Annotated in this window: 20 protein-coding genes; 17 read left to right on the top strand and 3 right to left on the bottom strand. The window is 45.8% G+C overall.

Annotated features, from left to right (window positions below; genetic code table 11):
• The first annotated feature begins 50 nt into the window (after positions 1-50).
• From EDD69_RS00570 to EDD69_RS00630, 13 genes are all read left to right on the top strand, one after another.
• A complete protein-coding gene (locus EDD69_RS00570) occupies positions 51-1,025 on the top strand; it encodes an ABC transporter substrate-binding protein (protein WP_132947025.1) in 975 nt (324 codons plus the stop codon).
• Positions 991-2,037, top strand: a complete 1,047-nt coding sequence (locus EDD69_RS00575) for a FecCD family ABC transporter permease (protein WP_132947026.1) — start codon at positions 991-993, stop codon at positions 2,035-2,037. Before EDD69_RS00570 ends, EDD69_RS00575 begins: the two co-directional genes overlap by 35 nt.
• Positions 2,034-3,506, top strand: coding sequence for a heme ABC transporter ATP-binding protein (locus EDD69_RS00580; RefSeq protein WP_132947027.1), 1,473 nt, complete (start codon positions 2,034-2,036; stop codon positions 3,504-3,506). Before EDD69_RS00575 ends, EDD69_RS00580 begins: the two co-directional genes overlap by 4 nt.
• Positions 3,506-4,447, top strand: a complete 942-nt coding sequence (cbiB, locus tag EDD69_RS00585; protein ID WP_132947216.1) for an adenosylcobinamide-phosphate synthase CbiB — start codon at positions 3,506-3,508, stop codon at positions 4,445-4,447. Before EDD69_RS00580 ends, cbiB begins: the two co-directional genes overlap by 1 nt.
• A complete protein-coding gene (gene cobD / locus EDD69_RS00590) occupies positions 4,422-5,483 on the top strand; it encodes a threonine-phosphate decarboxylase CobD (RefSeq protein ID WP_132947028.1) in 1,062 nt (353 codons plus the stop codon). Before cbiB ends, cobD begins: the two co-directional genes overlap by 26 nt.
• Positions 5,480-6,064 (top strand): bifunctional adenosylcobinamide kinase/adenosylcobinamide-phosphate guanylyltransferase, encoded by a 585-nt coding sequence (locus EDD69_RS00595; protein WP_132947029.1) that lies wholly within the window; start codon positions 5,480-5,482, stop codon positions 6,062-6,064. Before cobD ends, EDD69_RS00595 begins: the two co-directional genes overlap by 4 nt.
• Entirely contained in the window at positions 6,028-6,771 is a 744-nt protein-coding gene (locus EDD69_RS00600; RefSeq protein ID WP_132947030.1) for an adenosylcobinamide-GDP ribazoletransferase, read from the top strand. Before EDD69_RS00595 ends, EDD69_RS00600 begins: the two co-directional genes overlap by 37 nt.
• Complete coding sequence (locus tag EDD69_RS00605) at positions 6,729-7,346, top strand: histidine phosphatase family protein (protein ID WP_132947031.1); 618 nt, start codon at positions 6,729-6,731, stop codon at positions 7,344-7,346. Before EDD69_RS00600 ends, EDD69_RS00605 begins: the two co-directional genes overlap by 43 nt.
• The gene (locus EDD69_RS00610; RefSeq protein ID WP_132947032.1) at positions 7,298-7,726 is read left to right on the top strand and encodes a bifunctional adenosylcobinamide kinase/adenosylcobinamide-phosphate guanylyltransferase; all 429 of its coding nucleotides are present in this window, start codon (positions 7,298-7,300) and stop codon (positions 7,724-7,726) included. Before EDD69_RS00605 ends, EDD69_RS00610 begins: the two co-directional genes overlap by 49 nt.
• Positions 7,727-7,739: 13 nt before the next feature.
• Entirely contained in the window at positions 7,740-8,312 is a 573-nt protein-coding gene (locus EDD69_RS00615) for a cob(I)yrinic acid a,c-diamide adenosyltransferase (protein ID WP_132947033.1), read from the top strand.
• On the top strand, positions 8,309-8,791 hold the full coding sequence (locus tag EDD69_RS00620; RefSeq protein WP_207893227.1) for an ECF transporter S component: 483 nt from the start codon (positions 8,309-8,311) through the stop codon (positions 8,789-8,791). Before EDD69_RS00615 ends, EDD69_RS00620 begins: the two co-directional genes overlap by 4 nt.
• Positions 8,784-9,485, top strand: coding sequence for an AIR synthase related protein (locus tag EDD69_RS00625; RefSeq protein WP_132947034.1), 702 nt, complete (start codon positions 8,784-8,786; stop codon positions 9,483-9,485). Before EDD69_RS00620 ends, EDD69_RS00625 begins: the two co-directional genes overlap by 8 nt.
• Before the next feature lie 220 nt (positions 9,486-9,705).
• Positions 9,706-10,518 carry a histidinol-phosphatase gene (locus EDD69_RS00630; protein ID WP_132947035.1) on the top strand — a complete coding sequence of 271 codons (813 nt, stop codon included), beginning with the start codon at positions 9,706-9,708 and terminating at the stop codon, positions 10,516-10,518.
• An 89-nt stretch (positions 10,519-10,607) separates the two neighbouring features.
• On the opposite strand, the gene serA is transcribed toward EDD69_RS00630, so the two are convergent.
• The 3 genes from serA to EDD69_RS00645 all read right to left on the bottom strand — a co-directional run bounded on the left by serA (position 10,608) and on the right by EDD69_RS00645 (position 13,225).
• On the bottom strand, positions 10,608-12,182 hold the full coding sequence (serA, locus tag EDD69_RS00635) for a phosphoglycerate dehydrogenase (RefSeq protein ID WP_132947036.1): 1,575 nt from the start codon (positions 12,180-12,182) through the stop codon (positions 10,608-10,610).
• A gap of 174 nt (positions 12,183-12,356) precedes the next feature.
• Entirely contained in the window at positions 12,357-12,857 is a 501-nt protein-coding gene (locus tag EDD69_RS00640) for an inorganic diphosphatase (RefSeq protein WP_132947037.1), read from the bottom strand.
• 119 nt (positions 12,858-12,976) lie between these two features.
• A complete protein-coding gene (locus EDD69_RS00645) occupies positions 12,977-13,225 on the bottom strand; it encodes a ferredoxin (RefSeq protein WP_003394452.1) in 249 nt (82 codons plus the stop codon).
• A gap of 217 nt (positions 13,226-13,442) precedes the next feature.
• On the opposite strand from EDD69_RS00645, the gene EDD69_RS00650 reads away from it, so the two are divergent.
• The 4 genes from EDD69_RS00650 to EDD69_RS00665 are packed head-to-tail and all read left to right on the top strand — an operon-like array spanning position 13,443 to position 17,100.
• Positions 13,443-14,489 carry a YpbB family protein gene (locus EDD69_RS00650; protein WP_132947038.1) on the top strand — a complete coding sequence of 349 codons (1,047 nt, stop codon included), beginning with the start codon at positions 13,443-13,445 and terminating at the stop codon, positions 14,487-14,489.
• Positions 14,476-15,933: a RecQ family ATP-dependent DNA helicase gene (locus tag EDD69_RS00655; protein WP_132947039.1), complete on the top strand. Its 1,458-nt coding sequence runs from the start codon at positions 14,476-14,478 to the stop codon at positions 15,931-15,933. The genes EDD69_RS00650 and EDD69_RS00655 overlap by 14 nt, the downstream gene beginning before the upstream one ends.
• A complete protein-coding gene (locus tag EDD69_RS00660) occupies positions 15,930-16,535 on the top strand; it encodes a CPBP family intramembrane glutamic endopeptidase (protein WP_132947040.1) in 606 nt (201 codons plus the stop codon). The genes EDD69_RS00655 and EDD69_RS00660 overlap by 4 nt, the downstream gene beginning before the upstream one ends.
• The gene (locus tag EDD69_RS00665) at positions 16,522-17,100 is read left to right on the top strand and encodes a LysM peptidoglycan-binding domain-containing protein (protein WP_132947041.1); all 579 of its coding nucleotides are present in this window, start codon (positions 16,522-16,524) and stop codon (positions 17,098-17,100) included. The genes EDD69_RS00660 and EDD69_RS00665 overlap by 14 nt, the downstream gene beginning before the upstream one ends.
• Positions 17,101-17,122 lie beyond the last annotated feature (22 nt).

Consider the following 17,122-nt stretch of genomic DNA (forward strand, 5'->3'; position numbering starts at 1 on the left):
ATGAGCTTTTATTTTTATACATTTTATACATATCAAGGAGGAAAACGAAAATGAAACAATGGAAACAGTATATTTTGCTGCTTGTGATGGTGCTGGCATTTGGTTTAGTTGCGTGCAGCAACGAAGCGGCTGAACCAAAGCAGGCAGACAAGCCAGCGCAAGAAACAAAAACAGAAGAAGCGGCTTTTCCAGTGACCGTTGAAGATGCCTTCGGTGAAAAGGTGACGATTGAAGCGGAACCGCAAAAAATCGTTTCGCTTATTCCGAGCAATACCGAAATTGCCTATGCATTAGGCTTGGGTGAAAAAATTGTCGGGGTGAGCGATTTTGACAACTATCCAGAAGATGTGCAAAACAAAGAAAAAATTGGCGGTATGGAATTTAATGTAGAAAAAATTCTTTCGCTTCAGCCAGATTTAGTGCTTGCACATGCATCAAGCGCACTCAATTCGAAAGATGGATTGAAACAATTAAAAGATTCAGGGATTGCCGTTCTTGTCGTTCAAGATGCGAAATCGTTTGATGATGTTTATGAGTCCATTGAATTGATTGGCAAGGCAACAGGAGCGACGGAAAAAGCAAACGAAGTCGTTCATCAGATGAAAGAGAAAGTAGCCGAAATCGCCGAAAAAGCAAAAAACATTAAAAAAGAAGAGGAAGCAACCGTTTGGGTCGAAATATCGCCAGCACCGGAAATTTATACAGCTGGAAAAGGGACGTTTATCGATGAAATGTTAACGTTGATTCATGCGAAAAACGCCGCTGGTGACCAAGAAGGATGGCCGATGTTTACAGAAGAGGATGCGGTCGCGTTAAATCCAGATGTCATTATTACGACATACGGTTATTACACGCCAAACGCTGTTGAGCAAGTGCTCGCTCGCCCAGCGTGGAAAGATGTTCCGGCTGTTAAAAATAAGCGCGTGTATGATGTCAATAACGATTTAGTTACCCGTCCGGGACCGCGCCTTGTTGAAGGGGTCGAAGAAATTGCCAAAGTCGTTTATCCAGAAGTGTTTAAATAATTATCCGCTCGCGCTTCTCTTGGCGCTTGTGACCATTTGGTTAGGGATATCGATCGGTTCACTATCGATTCCCTTTTCTGCTATATGGAACATTATCGCTCATGCTCTTTGGCAAGCGCCGCTTGATGATCACGTTTCGGCGGCGATGGTGCAAGTAATCGTAGCCATTCGCCTGCCGCGCGTGCTGCTTGCTTTTTTGATCGGTGCTTCGCTTGCGTTGGCAGGGGCCGCGTTTCAAGGGTTATTAAAAAATGTTTTGGCCGATCCGTATACGCTTGGCGTATCGTCGGGAGCGGCAGTCGGCGCTGTCGCCGTGTTCTTTTTCGGTATTCAACTTCCTTTTTTCGGTCGGTTTACATTGCCGATCGTCAGCGTCATTTGCGCCTTTTTGACGCTCTTTCTCGTCCTTTTTTTCGCGCGAATGGCTGAGCGTAAAATGGCGATTGAAACGATTGTGCTCATTGGCATTATCGTTAGCGCTTTTTTCGGCTCGCTTATTTCGCTCATGATTGCGCTGACAGGAGAGGAATTGCGCCAAATCATTGCATGGTTAATGGGCAGTGTGGCGATGCGCGGCTGGGATTACGTATGGATGCTCATCCCGTTTTTTATCGTTGGCTCCTTTGTGCTGTTGGTTCATCATCGTGAATTAAATGCGTTTGCTTTCGGGGAACATGCAGCAGCGAATATTGGCGTGCATGTGGCGCGGCGAAAAGTGATCATTTTAGCCGGAGCTTCGCTTTTAACCGGAGCGGCTGTCGCTGTGTCGGGGACGATTGGCTTTGTCGGACTTGTCGTTCCGCACATGACGCGTCTGATTTGCGGGGCGAATCATCGCCGGCTATTGCCTTTTTCTCTTCTGTATGGGGGAGCGTTTCTCGTTCTTGCCGATTTGGTGGCTCGGACGATCATTGCGCCGCGTGAGTTGCCGATTGGAGTGATTACATCCTTCATCGGTGCGCCGACGTTTGCTTTTTTACTTTTTAAAAGCTTGAAGCGAAAGATGGGATGAACATGATCAAAGTGCAGCATGTTTCGTATCAATACGGAGAGCAAAAAGTGCTACATGACCTTTCGTTTACCGTTCGTTCAGGAGAATTTTTTGGAATTTTAGGACCGAACGGAAGCGGAAAAACAACGCTTTTAAAATTATTAAGCCGCGAGTTGCCTTTGCAAGAAGGGACAATTTTGCTCGAAGGAAAACAGATTGAACGATACACGCCGAAGCAATTTGCGCGCCTTGTGGCGGTTTTGCCGCAACATGCGGACGTTTCGTTCGGATATGCGGTGCAAGAGATGGTTGAACTCGGCCGCTATGCGCATCAATCTTCGCTTTTTCCGCGCTGGACAAAGGAAGATGAGCAGGCGGTCGAACAAGCATTGCGATCTGTTTCGTTATATGAAAAAAAGAACGAGCCGCTTGAACATTTAAGCGGCGGGGAACGCCAGCGCGCTTCGCTCGCGCGCGCTTTGGCGCAGGAACCGCGCGTGTTGCTGTTAGATGAACCGACCAATCACATGGATTTGGCGCAACAGTTGAAGCTGCTTGATTTGTTAAAAAAGCGAGTGCGTGAAAAACAATTAACGGTTGTGGCCATTTTTCATGATTTAAACCTGGCTGCGTTGTACTGTGACCGCATACTTTTATTGCGGGAAGGAAAGGTTGCGAGCATCGGCAATCCGCACGATCTTCTTGAAGAGGAGACGTTGCAAGAAGTATTTCAGACTCCGCTTAAGCGCCAGGAACATCCGCTTGTGCCAAAAGCGCTTGTGACATTAATGCCGACGCAAGAGGAAATGAAAAATGAAAAAGAAAAGTGGGCCGTGAGCGCATCGGATGAAATGATTGTCATTCAGACCGTTCAGCCGTTTAAGGCGCTTTCTTCCGCACTTGTCGGCGCTGGCTTTCGCTGGGCAACGACATTTGTCAATCGTTACGTTCCGCTCGATTACCATTGCGATGAAGCGGAGAAAGAAATGCGCGAGTATTTGCAAAGGCATCAGTTCGATGAGCAATGGACGATTGGAATGATGACAGCGGTTCAGCTTGAAGACGCTGCCTATGTTTCGCTCGCGGATGAATCGTTTCGCTTATTGACCGTGGTGACAGCGGGAGTTGGAAATGCGGTCGATAGTGCGAACGCGTGGCGGCGCGACGATGTTTTGTTTGCGCCGGGAACGATTAACATTGTTGTTTTGCTTGATGCGCATTTGTCGGAAGCGGCCTACGTGCAAGCGATGATGACGGCAACCGAAGCAAAAGTGAAGGCGCTATATGACGAAGCCGTTTTTGATCCGAAAACGAATACGATGGCGACAGGGACATCGACCGATTCGCTCGTCATCGCTGCTTCGCAACAAAACGAATATTGCGAGTATGCAGGGACGATTACTCCGCTTGGAAAAATGATCGGCCGCGCTGTATATGAAGCAACGCGTGAGGCACTTAAGCGGTATCGAAAAAGAAAGGAACGATCATGATGACCCACGTGCTCGCGATTTTGATTGCGCTCATGTTGGATCGCTTATTTGGAGATCCGGCGCGCATTCACCCTGTTCGCTGGATCGGTACTTTAATCGCGTTTTGTGATCAACGACTGAACCGCGGAAGACGGAAAAAAGAAAAAGGAATGTTAACTGTTCTCTTCGTTGCCTTTCTTTCTTTTTTTATTAGTTTTTCTGTCATATCGGTAAGCTATCACGTTGCTACGTGGTTGGGTGTCTTCGTGGAAGGAGTCGTCATTTTCACGACCATTGCGGCAAAAAGCTTAAAAGAAGCGGCGTATGATGTGCTTTCTCCGCTTGAGCGCGGCGATCTTTCTCTTGCGCGCGAAAAACTAAGCATGATTGTCGGTCGCGATACGGAACGATTAACTGAGCAAGAAATCGTTCGGGCTTGTGTGGAGACGGTCGCTGAAAATACGAGCGACGGTGTGACCGCCCCTTTGTTTTATGCGTTTCTTGGCGGCGGGGCGCTCTCGATGTTGTATCGGGCGGTGAATACGTGCGACTCGATGCTCGGGCATAAAAATGAGCGCTATCGCCAATTTGGCTGGGCATCGGCCCGATTGGACGATGTGCTTAATTACATTCCTGCACGGCTCACTGCGCTTGTGATGATCAGCATTCATGCGCATGGACGGGCACGTATCGAAGCATTTCGCCTATTGTTTCGCGATGCCTGCAAACATCCAAGCCCAAATAGCGGCTGGGGGGAAGCGGCAATGGCGGCATTGTTGCGAATACAATTAGGCGGCATCAATACATATCAAGGTGTCATATCCGTTCGTCCAACGATAGGCGAGGCAAGAGAACCGCTTAAAAAAGAGCACATTCGCCAAGCTGTCGCTGTGATGGAACGAACGGTGACCGCCTTTACGATTGGGGGAATCGTCATTGCAATGGCCTGCGCATGGAGCTAATCCGCTTCGTTTATATGAAGCGTTACAAATGGTTCCACCGAAGCGCTATATCGATTTTAGCGTCAATACAAATCCTTATCCTCTTCCTGAAGCCGTCATTCCAACGCAAGCAGAATTTTATGAATGGGTGTGCCAATATCCTGATCCAGACGGCATGAAATTGATTTTAACACTTGCTGAACGAGAGGGAGTGCAGCGTTCCCAATTGTTGCTTGGAAACGGAGCATCGGAATGTATTTATTTGCTCGCTCAATGGCTGGAAAACAGACGCGTCGGTATTTTTGAACCGACATTTTCTGAATATCGACGAGCATGCGAGTTATATGGTTGTTCGATTCATTCGTTTCATGCAGTAAAGGAGAATGGGTGGTTGTACGAATTAAATGAGGTCAAACCAATATTGCCGACGCTCGATGCGCTCTTTTTATGTCATCCGAACAATCCGACCGGGACGATATGGCCAAAGGAAACATTGCAGCAATTATTGATGCTAGCCCGAGAAGAGAGCGTGTTTGTCATCGTTGATGAAGCGTTTTACGATTTTTGGCTTGATGGATTTTCCGTTGTCGATTGGCTCGATGACTATCCAAATGTCATCGTTCTTCGTTCATTGACGAAAATGTATCATCTTGCAGGAGCAAGGCTCGGTTACGTCGTGGCACATGAAAATGTGATCGCCGAACTAAAAAAGAGAAAACCGCCATGGAGCGTCAATACAATTGCTCAACAATTGGCGCTGCGTCTCTTGTCGTTATCAAGTTTTGTGGATGAGACGAAGCGAGCGATTGCATCGGAGCGACAACGTGTCATAAGCGAATTGCGCAAACTTGGCTATGATGTTTCGCCGTCGGTGACGAACTTTTATTTGCTTGGCGATGAAACAAAAACGCTTTTCTATGCGTTTCTTCGCCAAGGATTAATTCCGCGTCATACGTTTAATTTCCCGGGGCTTGCTGGAAATTATCTTCGCTTTGCGGTGCGAACAAAGGAAGAAAATGACGAACTGCTTTCGTTTTTAAGAAGGTGGAGTCGATGATCGTTTTTATTAGCGGCGGCGTTCGCAGCGGGAAATCACGTGTTGCTGAACAATGTGCACAAAGGTTAGCGGATGAAGGAGACCGCCTTCATTATATTGCGACAGCAAAGAAAACGGATGAAGAAATGGCGGAGCGCATTCGGCATCATCAGCTTCAGCGGGAAAAAGGCCGCTGGAAAACGTGGGAGCAGCCGCATACGCTTCGCGAAATCGTTTCGTTTTTTCATACATGTGATGTCGTTCTGCTCGATTGTTTAACAAACTTATGGGCGAATGAAATGTTTCAAGATGAACAGTGGCAAATAGAAGAGAAGATGCAAAAGCGAGCGCAAAACGTATATCGAGACATTTTAGATTTAGCATCACGCACGAAAGGACTTGTCATTGTCAGCAATGAATTATTTAACGGCGGAGTGCCAAGCGATGCCGGAACATACTTGTATATGAAAGGGCTCGGCTGGCTGCATCAGCAAATTGTGGCCGTTAGCTCGGTGGCGATCGTTATGCAATATGGCATCCCGATTGTGAAGAAAGGAGAAAGACCATGTGGAACGGAGCCATTTTTGCCTTGCAATTTTTAACGGTGTTGCCGATTCGTAAAGAAATCGCATGGAACGCTGAAACGGCGCGCTGGGCTGTTCGCTCGTTTCCGCTTGTCGGTGCGCTCTTTGGAGGTTTGCTTGTTTGTCAATATACGCTTTTCAGCGAATGGGTATCGCCGTTATTTCTTTCCTTTTGGCTCTTATTTTTTTCCGTTTTCTTTGCAGGGGGCTTGCATGCGGACGGATGGATGGACTGCAGCGATGCGTATTTTTCTTATCGCGACATCGCGCGCCGGCAAGAAATTATGAGCGATTCACGCGTTGGAGCGTTTGCGGTTTTATCTTTGTTCTTTTTATTTGGTTTTCGGCTCGTTTTTATGTATGAAACGCTGCCGACGCTTTCCTGGCAAGAGTTGTTTTTTATTCCGTTTTTGTCGCGCGCGTTTATGGCGCTTTTGCTCTTGTCGGCGCCTTTGGCGAAGCAGACGGGAATGGCGGCTGCTTTTCGCGCGCATGTAAAGAAAAGCGAGCGATGGGGAATTGGCTTATTTCTTACTTTAGCATTCATTTCGTTTTTTTCGCTTTGTTTGTTGCTGGCGATGATCGTTTTCTTTTTTGCTGCTCGTTCGTTTATTGTCAAGCAATTTGGCGGCGTGACAGGGGATGCGCTTGGGGCGTTTGTTGAAGGGAGCGAAACGTATTTATGGTTCATCATGTGGCTATTACATTTATTCGTCATGGGATAACCGCAGAAAATGAAGCCAAACAATATATCGGTTGGACGGATGTGCCGCTTTCAGAAAAAGGAATGAAGCAGTTAAAAACGGGATCGTATCCGACCGTTGATTTCGTGATCACGAGCGATTTGCTTCGCTGCCACCAAACAGCCCGTTGTTTATTTCCGCATCTTCGTGTTGAACAGTGCGAGCATTGGCGCGAGCTTCATTTTGGAGAGTTTGAAGGGAAAACGTATGAAGAGTTGAAAGCTGTTGATTCTTACGGGCGATGGTTAGCCGATCCGTTCGGTGTTGCACCGCCGAATGGCGAATCGTTTTTGGATTTTCAGAAAAGAATTGAGCAAGGAATCGAAAAAACATTATCGTTTTTTTCTGCTTCGGTTCGGCATATTGCCGTTGTCACTCACGGCGGTCCGATTCGCTATATCCTTTCGCGCTATGCACCTGAAACTCGTTCTTTTTGGGAATGGAGCGTTCCGTTTGGAGGTGGTTTCACGTTATACAGTACATTAGAGCGATGGAGGAGGCGAGAGCGATGCATTTCGTTAGCGGCGGTGCCTTTCAAGGAAAGCGAAAATGGGTGAAAGTACATTATTCGTTAGCAAACAAACCGCACATTTGGTGCAACGGCTATGAGGAAGAATGGTTTTTGCCAAACGACCATATAATGGAGCAAATCGTTGTCTTTGAAGGAGCGGAGCAATGGATTCGGCGCATGTTAGATGAACATGGTCAAGAAAGCATGAAACAAATCGTGTCGTACTTTACAGCATGGAAAACATGGGAGATGGGCGGAGAGCGGACGGTCGTTTGGATCGGTTGCGAAATCGGGCAAGGACTTGTTCCGCTTGATGAAAAGGAACGCATTTGGCGCGATATCGTCGGATGGAGCTATCAACGGTTAGCCGCGATGTGCGATCGCGTCGATCGTCTTTGGTGTGGAATAGCCGAACGAATCAAATAAAGGGGTGGAATCAATGAAATTGTATACAAAAACAGGAGACAAAGGGAAAACGAGTTTAGTTGGCGGTCGAGTCGATAAAGATCATTTGCGCGTGGAAGCGTACGGAACGTTAGATGAAGTCAATTCGTTTGTTGGATGGGCGATGACTCTGCTTCAAGATGAACCGTTTCAAGATATTTATCAAGAGCTTCAAAAAATTCAGCATGAACTGTTTGATTGCGGCGGCGATTTAGCGATCGTTGGCGAAAAAATACCGTACAAAGTGAAAGCGGAAATGGTCACTTTTTTAGAGGAGCGAATTGACGCATACATTCAAGAAGCGCCTCCGCTTGAGCGGTTTATTTTGCCGGGCGGTTCTCCGCAGGCAGCAGCTCTTCATCTTGCCAGAACGGTGACGCGCCGCGCGGAGCGGTGCATCGTGTCCCTGATGAAAGAGGAAAAAATTAATGAGATCGTGTTGCAGTATGTGAATCGGCTTTCTGATTACTTTTTTGCCGTCGCGCGTGTCGTGAATGCGCGTTTAGGGGTCAAAGATGTCGAGTATGAACGAAGCGCCATTGTGTTTCGCGAGAAGGAGGAAAAATGATCGTGCGTCGTTTGGCGTTGCTTGTGATGTTGACTAGTTTATCGGTGATTGGTTCACTCATTAAAATTCCGTTTACGCTCGGGAGCATCGCCTTAGATAGTGCGCCAGCGGTCGTCGCTGCGCTGTTAGTAGGACCGCGTTTCGGAGGAATCGTCGCCTTTGTTGGCCATTTAGCATCATCGTTATTTGGCGGTTTTCCGCTCGGTCCGCTTCATTTACTTGTCGCTGTGGAGATGGGATTGCTTCTTTATGTGGTTGGGACGCTGGCGAAAAGAGGCTGGAAAAAAGCAAGCGCGCTGATCTTTTTTATCGGAAACACGTTGTTCGTACCGCTTCCGTTTGTTTTTTTGATCAGCCCTGCTTTTGTGCTAAGCATTTTGCCATCGCTTTCGCTTGCGACAGCGATCAATTTAGCGATTGCGATTTTCGTTGTTCCGATGTTAGAAAAAGCGATGACAAGGAATGAGCGGCATGCGTGATGTGTTATGTTTACCATTGAATGAAAAAGAAGAACTCGTTCTTGCTGCTGATTGTTCAGGCGGCATCGGGTTAAAAGAAGACGATGTCGTGCGCGTGCCGTACGACATTGTCGGCTATTACGGAGCTAGAGTCGCACTTATGGAATTGATGAGTGTCGGGGCGACTCCGAAAGCGATGGTGATGCAAAATTTTGTCGAAGATGAAGCATGGAATGAGCTTGTTCGCGGAGTGAAACAAGCGATGAATGAATTGCAGCTTTCGCTTCCGCTGACGGGAAGCACGGAATCGAATATGCCGCTAAAGCAATCAGCGGTTGGATGGACAGCGATTGGAACGGTAGAAAAGGAGAAAAAGCGCATTGGCGTGACCCCTCCTTCAGCGCGCTGGGCCGTCATCGGTGAACCGCTTGTTGGCGAGGCGGTGCTTGAGAAGAACGATCGCATGTTGTCTCTTTCTCTCTTTCGTTCCCTGCTACAGTTTGATGGAGTGTATGAAATGATCCCGATTGGCTCAAAAGGAATTTTACACGAGTGGCAGCTTGTTCACGGCGATCGGCCGCTTCAATGCTCCTTGCCGCTTACAGCTTCGGCCGGCCCAGCGACATGTGTGTTAATAAGCTATGAGGGTGAAAAGGAGGAGGAATTGCGCGCGCTTACTTCTTCGCTTTTTTATCCGATTGTAAATAAATTGTAAAATTCAATGAGCAGCCGTTCTAATCGTTCTTTTTTGCGCATACAACATATATGGTCGAAAATGAACGGGAGGGATGGCCATGGAAGATCTTTTAAAACGATTGCTTGTTGTGGTTGGAATGGCGGCGTGTATTCATTTATTGTTTATTGTTGGATTAAATGGGTAGAAAAATCAAAAGTTGTGCTATATAATAAGGACAACTTGGGAGAGGGGGAGAGAGATGTTAACGGATTATCATAACCATTTAGAGCGCGGAACGCTTACGCTTGACTATTTAAAAAAATTTACGGATGAAGCTGAAAAAAAGGGAATTGCTCATTTTGGCATTTCCGAGCATGCGTACCATTTTTATCAAACGAAAAACATTTTGTCGAACCCGTGGATTGAAGAAAGGCGCTATTATGATATGAGCGATTATGTTCGCTTGTTTCACGAAGCATGGGATGCGGGAATCGATGTAAAAATGTCGATTGAAATGGACTATACGCCGGGAAAGCATGAAGAAATGGCACAATTTATTCGCGCTTACGATTTCGATTATGTCATCGGTTCGATTCATTGGGTCGATGACTTCGGCATTGATTTAGCGGAGTTTCGCAAGGAGTGGGATCGGCGCGATTTGTACGATACATATCGCAAATATTTTGATCAAGTCGTGACGCTGGCGCAATCGAATTTGTTTGATATTATCGGTCATTTGGACTTGGTAAAAATTTTTAAATACGTTCCGGAAGATGAAGAGTTTTTGCTTGAGCAATATGAACGGGCAACCGATGCGCTTGCCAATTCAAAAACGTGCGTCGAAATTAGCACCGCCGGCTTGCGCAAACCGGTCGGGGAACTATATCCGGATCCGCGCTTATTGCAAATGTGTTACGATAAAGGCATTCCGATTGTATTGTCGTCTGATGCGCATGTGCCTGAAGATGTTGGCGCGGATTATGACAAAGCGATCGCGCTTGCGAAAAGCGTGGGTTATACGGAAATTATGACGTTTTCCAAAGGAGAACGAAAAGCTGTTCCGCTCGGATAAAAAAAGGTTCAGACCATGGTCTGAACCTTTTTACATGTCTTGAAACGAGCATCCTCTTGTTTTTCGTCCCAAGGACTTCTTTCAGTTTTTTACAATTCCAATTTTTTGACCGTGTCGATATCGCTCACTTGTTCAAGCTTTTCAAGCAATTCTTCCTCGAGCGGCTTGTCGAGAGAAAGCATCATGATCGCTTTTCCGCCTGCTTCTTGGCGTCCCACTTGCATCGTGGCGATGTTGACTTGATGATCGCCTAAAATTTGACCGACTTTGCCAATCATACCCGGTTTGTCGAGATGTTGAATGTACAATAGATGGCCTTCTGGAGCAAAATCAATCGCAAAGCCGTTAAAATGAACGATGCGATCGCCGTAATGAGCGATATGGGTTCCTTTAATGGTAAAGGTTTGCGTTTCTCCGTATACCGTTAATGTGATGCTGTTGTTGTAATCGTTCCCGTTGGCTGAAAACTTTTCGCTAAAGGCGATGCCGCGTTCTTTCGCAATCATTGCTGCATTCACTTCGTTAACAGTGGAGGCGACGCGCGGTTTTAAAAAGCCGGCAAGCAAGCTGCGCGTAATAAACGTTGTTTCTAAATCTGCGACAGAACCACAATACGTTACCGCAATTTCATGGACAGGCTCGGTCATATATTGAGAAGCAAGCGAGCCCATTTTGCGGGCAAGCGTATAGAATGCTTGAATTTTTTCGTATACGTCTTTTGATAATGTCGGCAAGTTGATGGATGATGTAACCGGTTTGCCTTCAAGGAAATGCAACACTTCTTCGGCAACTTGAGTTGCGACGTTTAACTGCGCTTCCACGGTTGATGCGCCTAGATGCGGTGTAACGATGACGTTGTCAAACGAAAGCAGCGGATGATCCCCAGGCGGTTCTTGCTCAAAAACGTCTAAGGCAACGCCGGCAACATGTCCGTTTTCTAAAAACGGAATGAGCGCTTGTTCGTCAATGATGCCGCCGCGCGCGCAGTTGATGAGATAGACTCCTTTTTTCGTTTTTGCTAAATTTTTCGGTCCGAGCAATCCTTTCGTTTCTTTTGTTAGCGGCGTATGTACGGTAATGATGTCAGATGCGGCAAGCAATTCGTCGAGCGAACAAGCATCCACGCCGATTTTTTCCGCACGTGCTTTCGTTAAAAATGGATCATATACGTGAACATGCATTCCAAAGGCGCGTGCGCGTTTGGCGACTTCAGAGCCGATTCTTCCAAATCCAATAATTCCTAAATGTTTGCCGAAAAGTTCGACACCAACAAAGGCGGAACGATTCCATTCGCGTGATTTGACGGAAATGTGCGCTTGTGGAATGCGACGCACTAATGACGCCATCATCGCAAATGTATGTTCCGCCGTCGAAATCGTATTGCCGTTTGGCGCGTTAATCACAACAACTCCATGTTTGGTTGCTGCTTCGACGTCAATGTTATCGACACCGACACCCGCGCGGCCGATAATTTTTAGCTTTGGCATTTTCTCAAGCAACTCTTCCGTTACTTTTGTGGCGCTGCGGACGAGTAAGGCGTCAAACTGATCAAGCTCATCGGCCACTTCGCTTACCTTTTTTTGAACGACTTCGATGTCTTTTGCGGCAAGAAGCGGAGCAAGACCTTCCTCGCTGATCGCGTCAGAAACTAAAATCCGAAACACGAATATTCGCTCCTTTCATGATAGAAAATTTTAAATTTCTGATAATTTAACATACTCGCCAAAACGTGTCAATGAATTGCAGAAAGGTCATACAAATGAAAGCGTTTTTATTTAAAATGTTCGGAAAAAAGACAAATTTAATAAAAAAAGCTGGCGGATAGCCAGCTTTTTTCGTTATCTTTTCTGCTCATTATAGCGCGCGATGCACTCGTCAATGAGTTTTGCTGCGGCTTCTGGGCCTTCCCAAGTGCCGATTTCTGTTTTCTTGCCTTCTAAGTCTTTATAGCGTTCAAAGAAGTGTGCAATTTCTTTTAGTTTATGTTGTGGAAGATCTTCGATGCTGCGTACATCGTCAAAGCGAGGATCGTCAACTGGCACGCCGATGAGTTTTGCGTCTTCTTCGCCGCTATCAACCATTTTTAAGTAACCGATCACGCGTGTGTCAATGACGCAACCTGGGAATGTTGGATTTGTGACGATGACTAAAATGTCAAGCGGGTCACCATCTAATGCGAGTGTATTTTCTAAATAGCCGTACTCTGCTGGATAAAACATCGGTGAATACAAGACGCGATCGAGTTTGAAGACGCCGCGTTCTTTATCGAATTCGTATTTGTTTTGGCTGCCTGTAGGGATTTCAATAAATGCTTCCACTACTTTGTTTTCAAACGCCATTCCATTTTCCTCCTTTTTCTTATGTATACCTTTTTATTATAGTAGATTGGACAAAGAGTGACAATCGTTTCGAAAAAACAAAAAGGCAAGCTCGTTGCCGAGTTTGCCCTTTCCAAATCTTATTCGAATTTATTTGGATCGCCGTCAAACGGCTCGTCCGCTACTTTAATGGAATCTGTCGGACAGCCTTCGAACGCATCCATCATATCATCGATTAATACGTCTGGCACTTCAACGATTCCTTGGTTGTCGTCTAATGTAACGTACGCGATTCCTTCATCATCATAGTCGTAAATGTCTGGCGCTGCTGCACCACAGGCACCGCAGGCGATACAGGTTTCTTTGTCAACGATTGTGTACTTTGGCATAAAATGAACCCTCCTTGTAATATAAAAGCAACCCAATTGATTGCTTATGTAAGGTTGGAAACGCATTCCTCATAGCATTATAATAAATCTCTTCGTCAAACTTTTCAATAAAAAAGTCCAATGAAAATGTTTATCAACGCCTCTTTCCGTTTAGTTTTTCCTCACGTTTCTCTTCGTAATCTGTTAAAATGAAGGATGAAATGGAGTGAAAGGATGAATGATGCCTTCGTATTTAGCCAAAGTGGTTTTATTTTGTTTAAGCCGATTGAACGGAGAACGTTCGCTTGCAGCCATTTATCATCTGTTAAATGGAAAAAAATCGGCACAGACGTTGCAAGATAGCAAATGGTATCATCTCGATTTTTTATTCGGAACGTTAGCGGTGCAAAAGAGCGAGATTTTGCATATAGCGAATAGGTTGGAACATGAGCGATTGATTGAACGCATCGATAATGATACATATAAGGTGACGGAAAAAGGGGAAGCGGCGCTTGCGCAATTTTCTTTTCCAGCTTATTTAAATGGGCTTCGTTATGTGAATGAAACAGAAGCTTTTTGGCGGCGGCTTTCATTGCTTGTACAAACCATTTCGAATCTCGTGCATGAAACGACGTTTGAGCCGATTCAGCGCGATGAAGAAACGCTTTTATTTGTCAAGCGATGGCTGCTTTCGCGGCGAAATGCAGCCGCGCTTGCGCAGTCGCTGTATGAAGAGCTGCATCGTTTATTGTCGCGTTTGGATGAAAAAGAAGCGAACGTGTTCGTTTGGCGTTTGACAAGTTATGAGCGAATCGGTTTGACGAATGAGCAAGTGGCGCTTGTTTTGCAGGAAGATCCAGCCTATACGCAGCTGCTCTTTCAGCATGTGCTCCATTTTTTTCTCAAAACGACGGAAAAAGAATCGCACCGTTTTCCGCTTCTTTTTTCGCTGCGCGCTGATTTGTATGAAACCATTCCGCTGACAAGTTCAACGAAAAAAACGTATGAACTGTTGCAGCAAGGAAGAACGCTTGATGAAATTGCGCGCATTCGCCGCTTAAAGCGAAGCACGATTGAAGATCATATCGTTGAAATTGCCGCCAATATCCCTCATTTTTCGATCGCTCCGTTTTTGTCTGAGGAAAAGCGTCAGCAAATTATGAGGGTGGCAGAGAAGTTGCGAACAAAGAAGCTGAGAATGATTAAAGAAGCGCTTGAAGATGTTTCTTATTTTCAAATTCGGTTAGCGCTTGCAAAGCGAGGAGATGGGGATGGAGATCGTTAGTGTATTGAAAGAAAAATTCGGCTACGACTCGTTCCGGACGGGACAGCGTGAAATTATTGAAGATGTGTTAAATGGTTTTGATTGCGTTGCGATGCTTCCAACAGGCGGGGGGAAATCGCTTTGTTATCAGCTTCCGGGATATGTGCTTGAAGGAAGCGTGCTCATCATTTCGCCGCTCGTTTCGCTCATGGAAGATCAAGTGCAGCAGCTGCGCAATTTTGGCGAAAAACGGGTCATTGCGCTCAACAGTTTTTTGCCGCATGCCGAAAAGCAGGAAGTGTTGCGCCGTTTAGCTCATTATCGGTTTATTTACGCATCGCCGGAAATCTTACAGTCGCCATCGCTTCTTTCCGCTTTGCAAACGGTGCCCATTTCATTATTTGTCGTCGATGAAGCGCATTGCATTTCGCAATGGGGACACGATTTTCGCCCCGATTTTTTAAAGCTTGGCCGTCTTCGTAAACAGCTTGGTTCTCCTCCTTGTTTGGCGCTGACGGCAACGGCGACTCGCGAAGTGATCGACGATATTGTGGCGACGTTGGAACTGACAAATGTGAAAAAGCATCTTTACTCGATTGATCGCCCAAATATTGCTTTATGCGTTGAACATGTGGCTACGTTAGAAGAAAAAATCGAACGATTGATACATATTGTAGATGCCGTTAAGAAACCGGGAATTGTGTACGTATCGAGCCGGCAATGGGCGGAGAAATTGGCTGAATGTTTGCGTGAGCGCGGGCATCGAACCGCTTTTTATCACGGTGGAATGGAAGCGGAACAACGCCTGCTCATTCAACAGCAATTTGTTTATGATCAACTCGATGTCATTTGTTGTACGAATGCGTTTGGCATGGGAGTAAACAAGCCGAATGTGCGCTTTGTCATTCATTTTCATTTACCCGCTCAGCCAGAGGCGTATTGGCAAGAAGTCGGACGAGCTGGGCGCGACGGAAAGGAAAGCATCGCCATTTTGCTTTATGCGCCGGGCGACGAGCAAATCGCAAAAACGATGATCGAAGCAGAGTTTCCTTCATTGGAACAAATCGTTTACGCGATTCAATCGATCAAACATGGAAACGAGCATATCGGGTTGACGGAAGTGCAAGAACGGCTTATTTTTTATTGGTTAGAGCAAATAGAAGAAGCGGATTCTATCGAAGCGATCGCTAAGCAAATGCATGCACATGTAGAGAAGCGGCGACGCATGAAAGAAGCAAAGCTTTCCTTTATGTTGCGATGGATGATGGAAGAGCGTTGTCGTCGCCAAGCGCTTCTTGCTTATTTTCATGAGTCGTTACCGCATCGGCATGAGCGATGTTGTGATCGCTGTTCATTAGAATTGGCAGTTTATGAAGAAAAAAATGAACGAATGTCCTCTATTCCGCTTAAAGCGTGGCAAGAGGAACTTCGACGCATGTTTTTAGCAAAGGTGGGGAAACGATGATCAAGCAACAGCTTGATGCGGTCAAAATGATGAGCGATCGCGAGCTTCTTTATCATTTGTATGCGACGCAAGCAATTTTGTTAGGCTTGGCGATTGTCATTGGTAGCTTTCTCTTTACTTGGTCTTCTTTCCAAGCAATTTGGCAGTGGGATGTAAGAGAAATACTGTGGTATGGCGGCGGATGTGCACTCGTTGTGCTAGCGGTTGATTTTCTCATCATGCGCTATGCGCCTGAACATTGGTATGATGACGGCGGAATAAATGAGAAGCTATTTCGGACTCGTTCCGTTCCTCATATTTTCGTTTTAACGGCACTTATCGCGTTTTGTGAAGAATTGCTATTTCGCGGCGTCATTCAAACGCATGCAGGATTAGTGGTGGCAAGCACCATTTTCGCGTTATTGCACATTCGTTATTTACAAAAACGGTTGTTATTTTTAGCGGTCGTTAGTTTAAGTTTTTGGATTGGTTGGGTGTATGAATGGACGAGCAATTTATGGGTGACGATTTTCGCGCACTTTCTTATTGATTTTGTTTTGGCGCTGAAAATTCGTTACGATTATGTTCGGTCGGCTGAGGTGATGAGTGATGAATCGTCGTGAACATGTAGATCAAGCAGAACAGTTGCGAAAGCAAATGGAAGGAATCGACATAGACAAGCAAGGGGACGATCGTCGAGAAGAAGAGATGGCGTTACCGCCGCGAAGCGAAGTGCATAAAAAGAAGAAAACAAAGTGGAAGATTAAACATCCGCTTGTGCGTTTGTTAGCGTTATTTTTCATTTTACTTCCGATTTCTATTTTAAGTATTTATTATTTGTCTGACAAGCGCCCTGCTCAAATTGTGACGATCGATCGAAGCGGTAGCTATGAAACGGTCGATATTGAGAAAAAAAGGACGGAAGAAACGAAAACGACGCCTTCGTTGCCATCGGGTGAACAGAATGAAAACAAAAGTGAAGACATTGGCGAAAATGCGGATGAGCCTGTGGAGCCATCGTTTATTTATCATACCGTTCAAGAAAACGAAACATTGTATAGCATCGCGATGAAATATTATGAAAACACAAAAGGGATGGATTTAATTAAAGAATGGAACAATTTAAAAAGCGCAAAGCTGCATAAAGGACAAGTGTTAAAAATCCCGATCATCGACGGGGAAAAATAAAAACTGGCGATTTTTCGCCAGT

It is taken from the genome of Thermolongibacillus altinsuensis (assembly GCF_004341205.1).
Taxonomy (GTDB): domain Bacteria; phylum Bacillota; class Bacilli; order Bacillales; family Anoxybacillaceae; genus Thermolongibacillus; species Thermolongibacillus altinsuensis.

Bases quoted from the DNA above. Each gene is read 5' to 3' on its own strand.
- EDD69_RS00630 (WP_132947035.1), top strand. From the start codon at position 9,706: ATGTTAACGGATTATCATAACCATTTAGAGCGCGGAACGCTTACGCTT.
- EDD69_RS00595 (WP_132947029.1), top strand. From the start codon at position 5,480: ATGATCGTTTTTATTAGCGGCGGCGTTCGCAGCGGGAAATCACGTGTT.
- cbiB (WP_132947216.1), top strand. From the start codon at position 3,506: ATGACCCACGTGCTCGCGATTTTGATTGCGCTCATGTTGGATCGCTTA.
- EDD69_RS00660 (WP_132947040.1), top strand. From the start codon at position 15,930: ATGATCAAGCAACAGCTTGATGCGGTCAAAATGATGAGCGATCGCGAG.
- EDD69_RS00605 (WP_132947031.1), top strand. From the start codon at position 6,729: ATGGTTCATCATGTGGCTATTACATTTATTCGTCATGGGATAACCGCA.
- EDD69_RS00600 (WP_132947030.1), top strand. From the start codon at position 6,028: ATGTGGAACGGAGCCATTTTTGCCTTGCAATTTTTAACGGTGTTGCCG.
- EDD69_RS00645 (WP_003394452.1), bottom strand. From the start codon at position 13,225: ATGCCAAAGTACACAATCGTTGACAAAGAAACCTGTATCGCCTGCGGT.
- EDD69_RS00620 (WP_207893227.1), top strand. From the start codon at position 8,309: ATGATCGTGCGTCGTTTGGCGTTGCTTGTGATGTTGACTAGTTTATCG.
- EDD69_RS00650 (WP_132947038.1), top strand. From the start codon at position 13,443: ATGATGCCTTCGTATTTAGCCAAAGTGGTTTTATTTTGTTTAAGCCGA.
- EDD69_RS00615 (WP_132947033.1), top strand. From the start codon at position 7,740: ATGAAATTGTATACAAAAACAGGAGACAAAGGGAAAACGAGTTTAGTT.
- EDD69_RS00625 (WP_132947034.1), top strand. From the start codon at position 8,784: ATGCGTGATGTGTTATGTTTACCATTGAATGAAAAAGAAGAACTCGTT.
- EDD69_RS00665 (WP_132947041.1), top strand. From the start codon at position 16,522: ATGAATCGTCGTGAACATGTAGATCAAGCAGAACAGTTGCGAAAGCAA.
- EDD69_RS00640 (WP_132947037.1), bottom strand. From the start codon at position 12,857: ATGGCGTTTGAAAACAAAGTAGTGGAAGCATTTATTGAAATCCCTACA.
- EDD69_RS00655 (WP_132947039.1), top strand. From the start codon at position 14,476: ATGGAGATCGTTAGTGTATTGAAAGAAAAATTCGGCTACGACTCGTTC.
- EDD69_RS00570 (WP_132947025.1), top strand. From the start codon at position 51: ATGAAACAATGGAAACAGTATATTTTGCTGCTTGTGATGGTGCTGGCA.
- EDD69_RS00610 (WP_132947032.1), top strand. From the start codon at position 7,298: ATGCATTTCGTTAGCGGCGGTGCCTTTCAAGGAAAGCGAAAATGGGTG.
- EDD69_RS00580 (WP_132947027.1), top strand. From the start codon at position 2,034: ATGAACATGATCAAAGTGCAGCATGTTTCGTATCAATACGGAGAGCAA.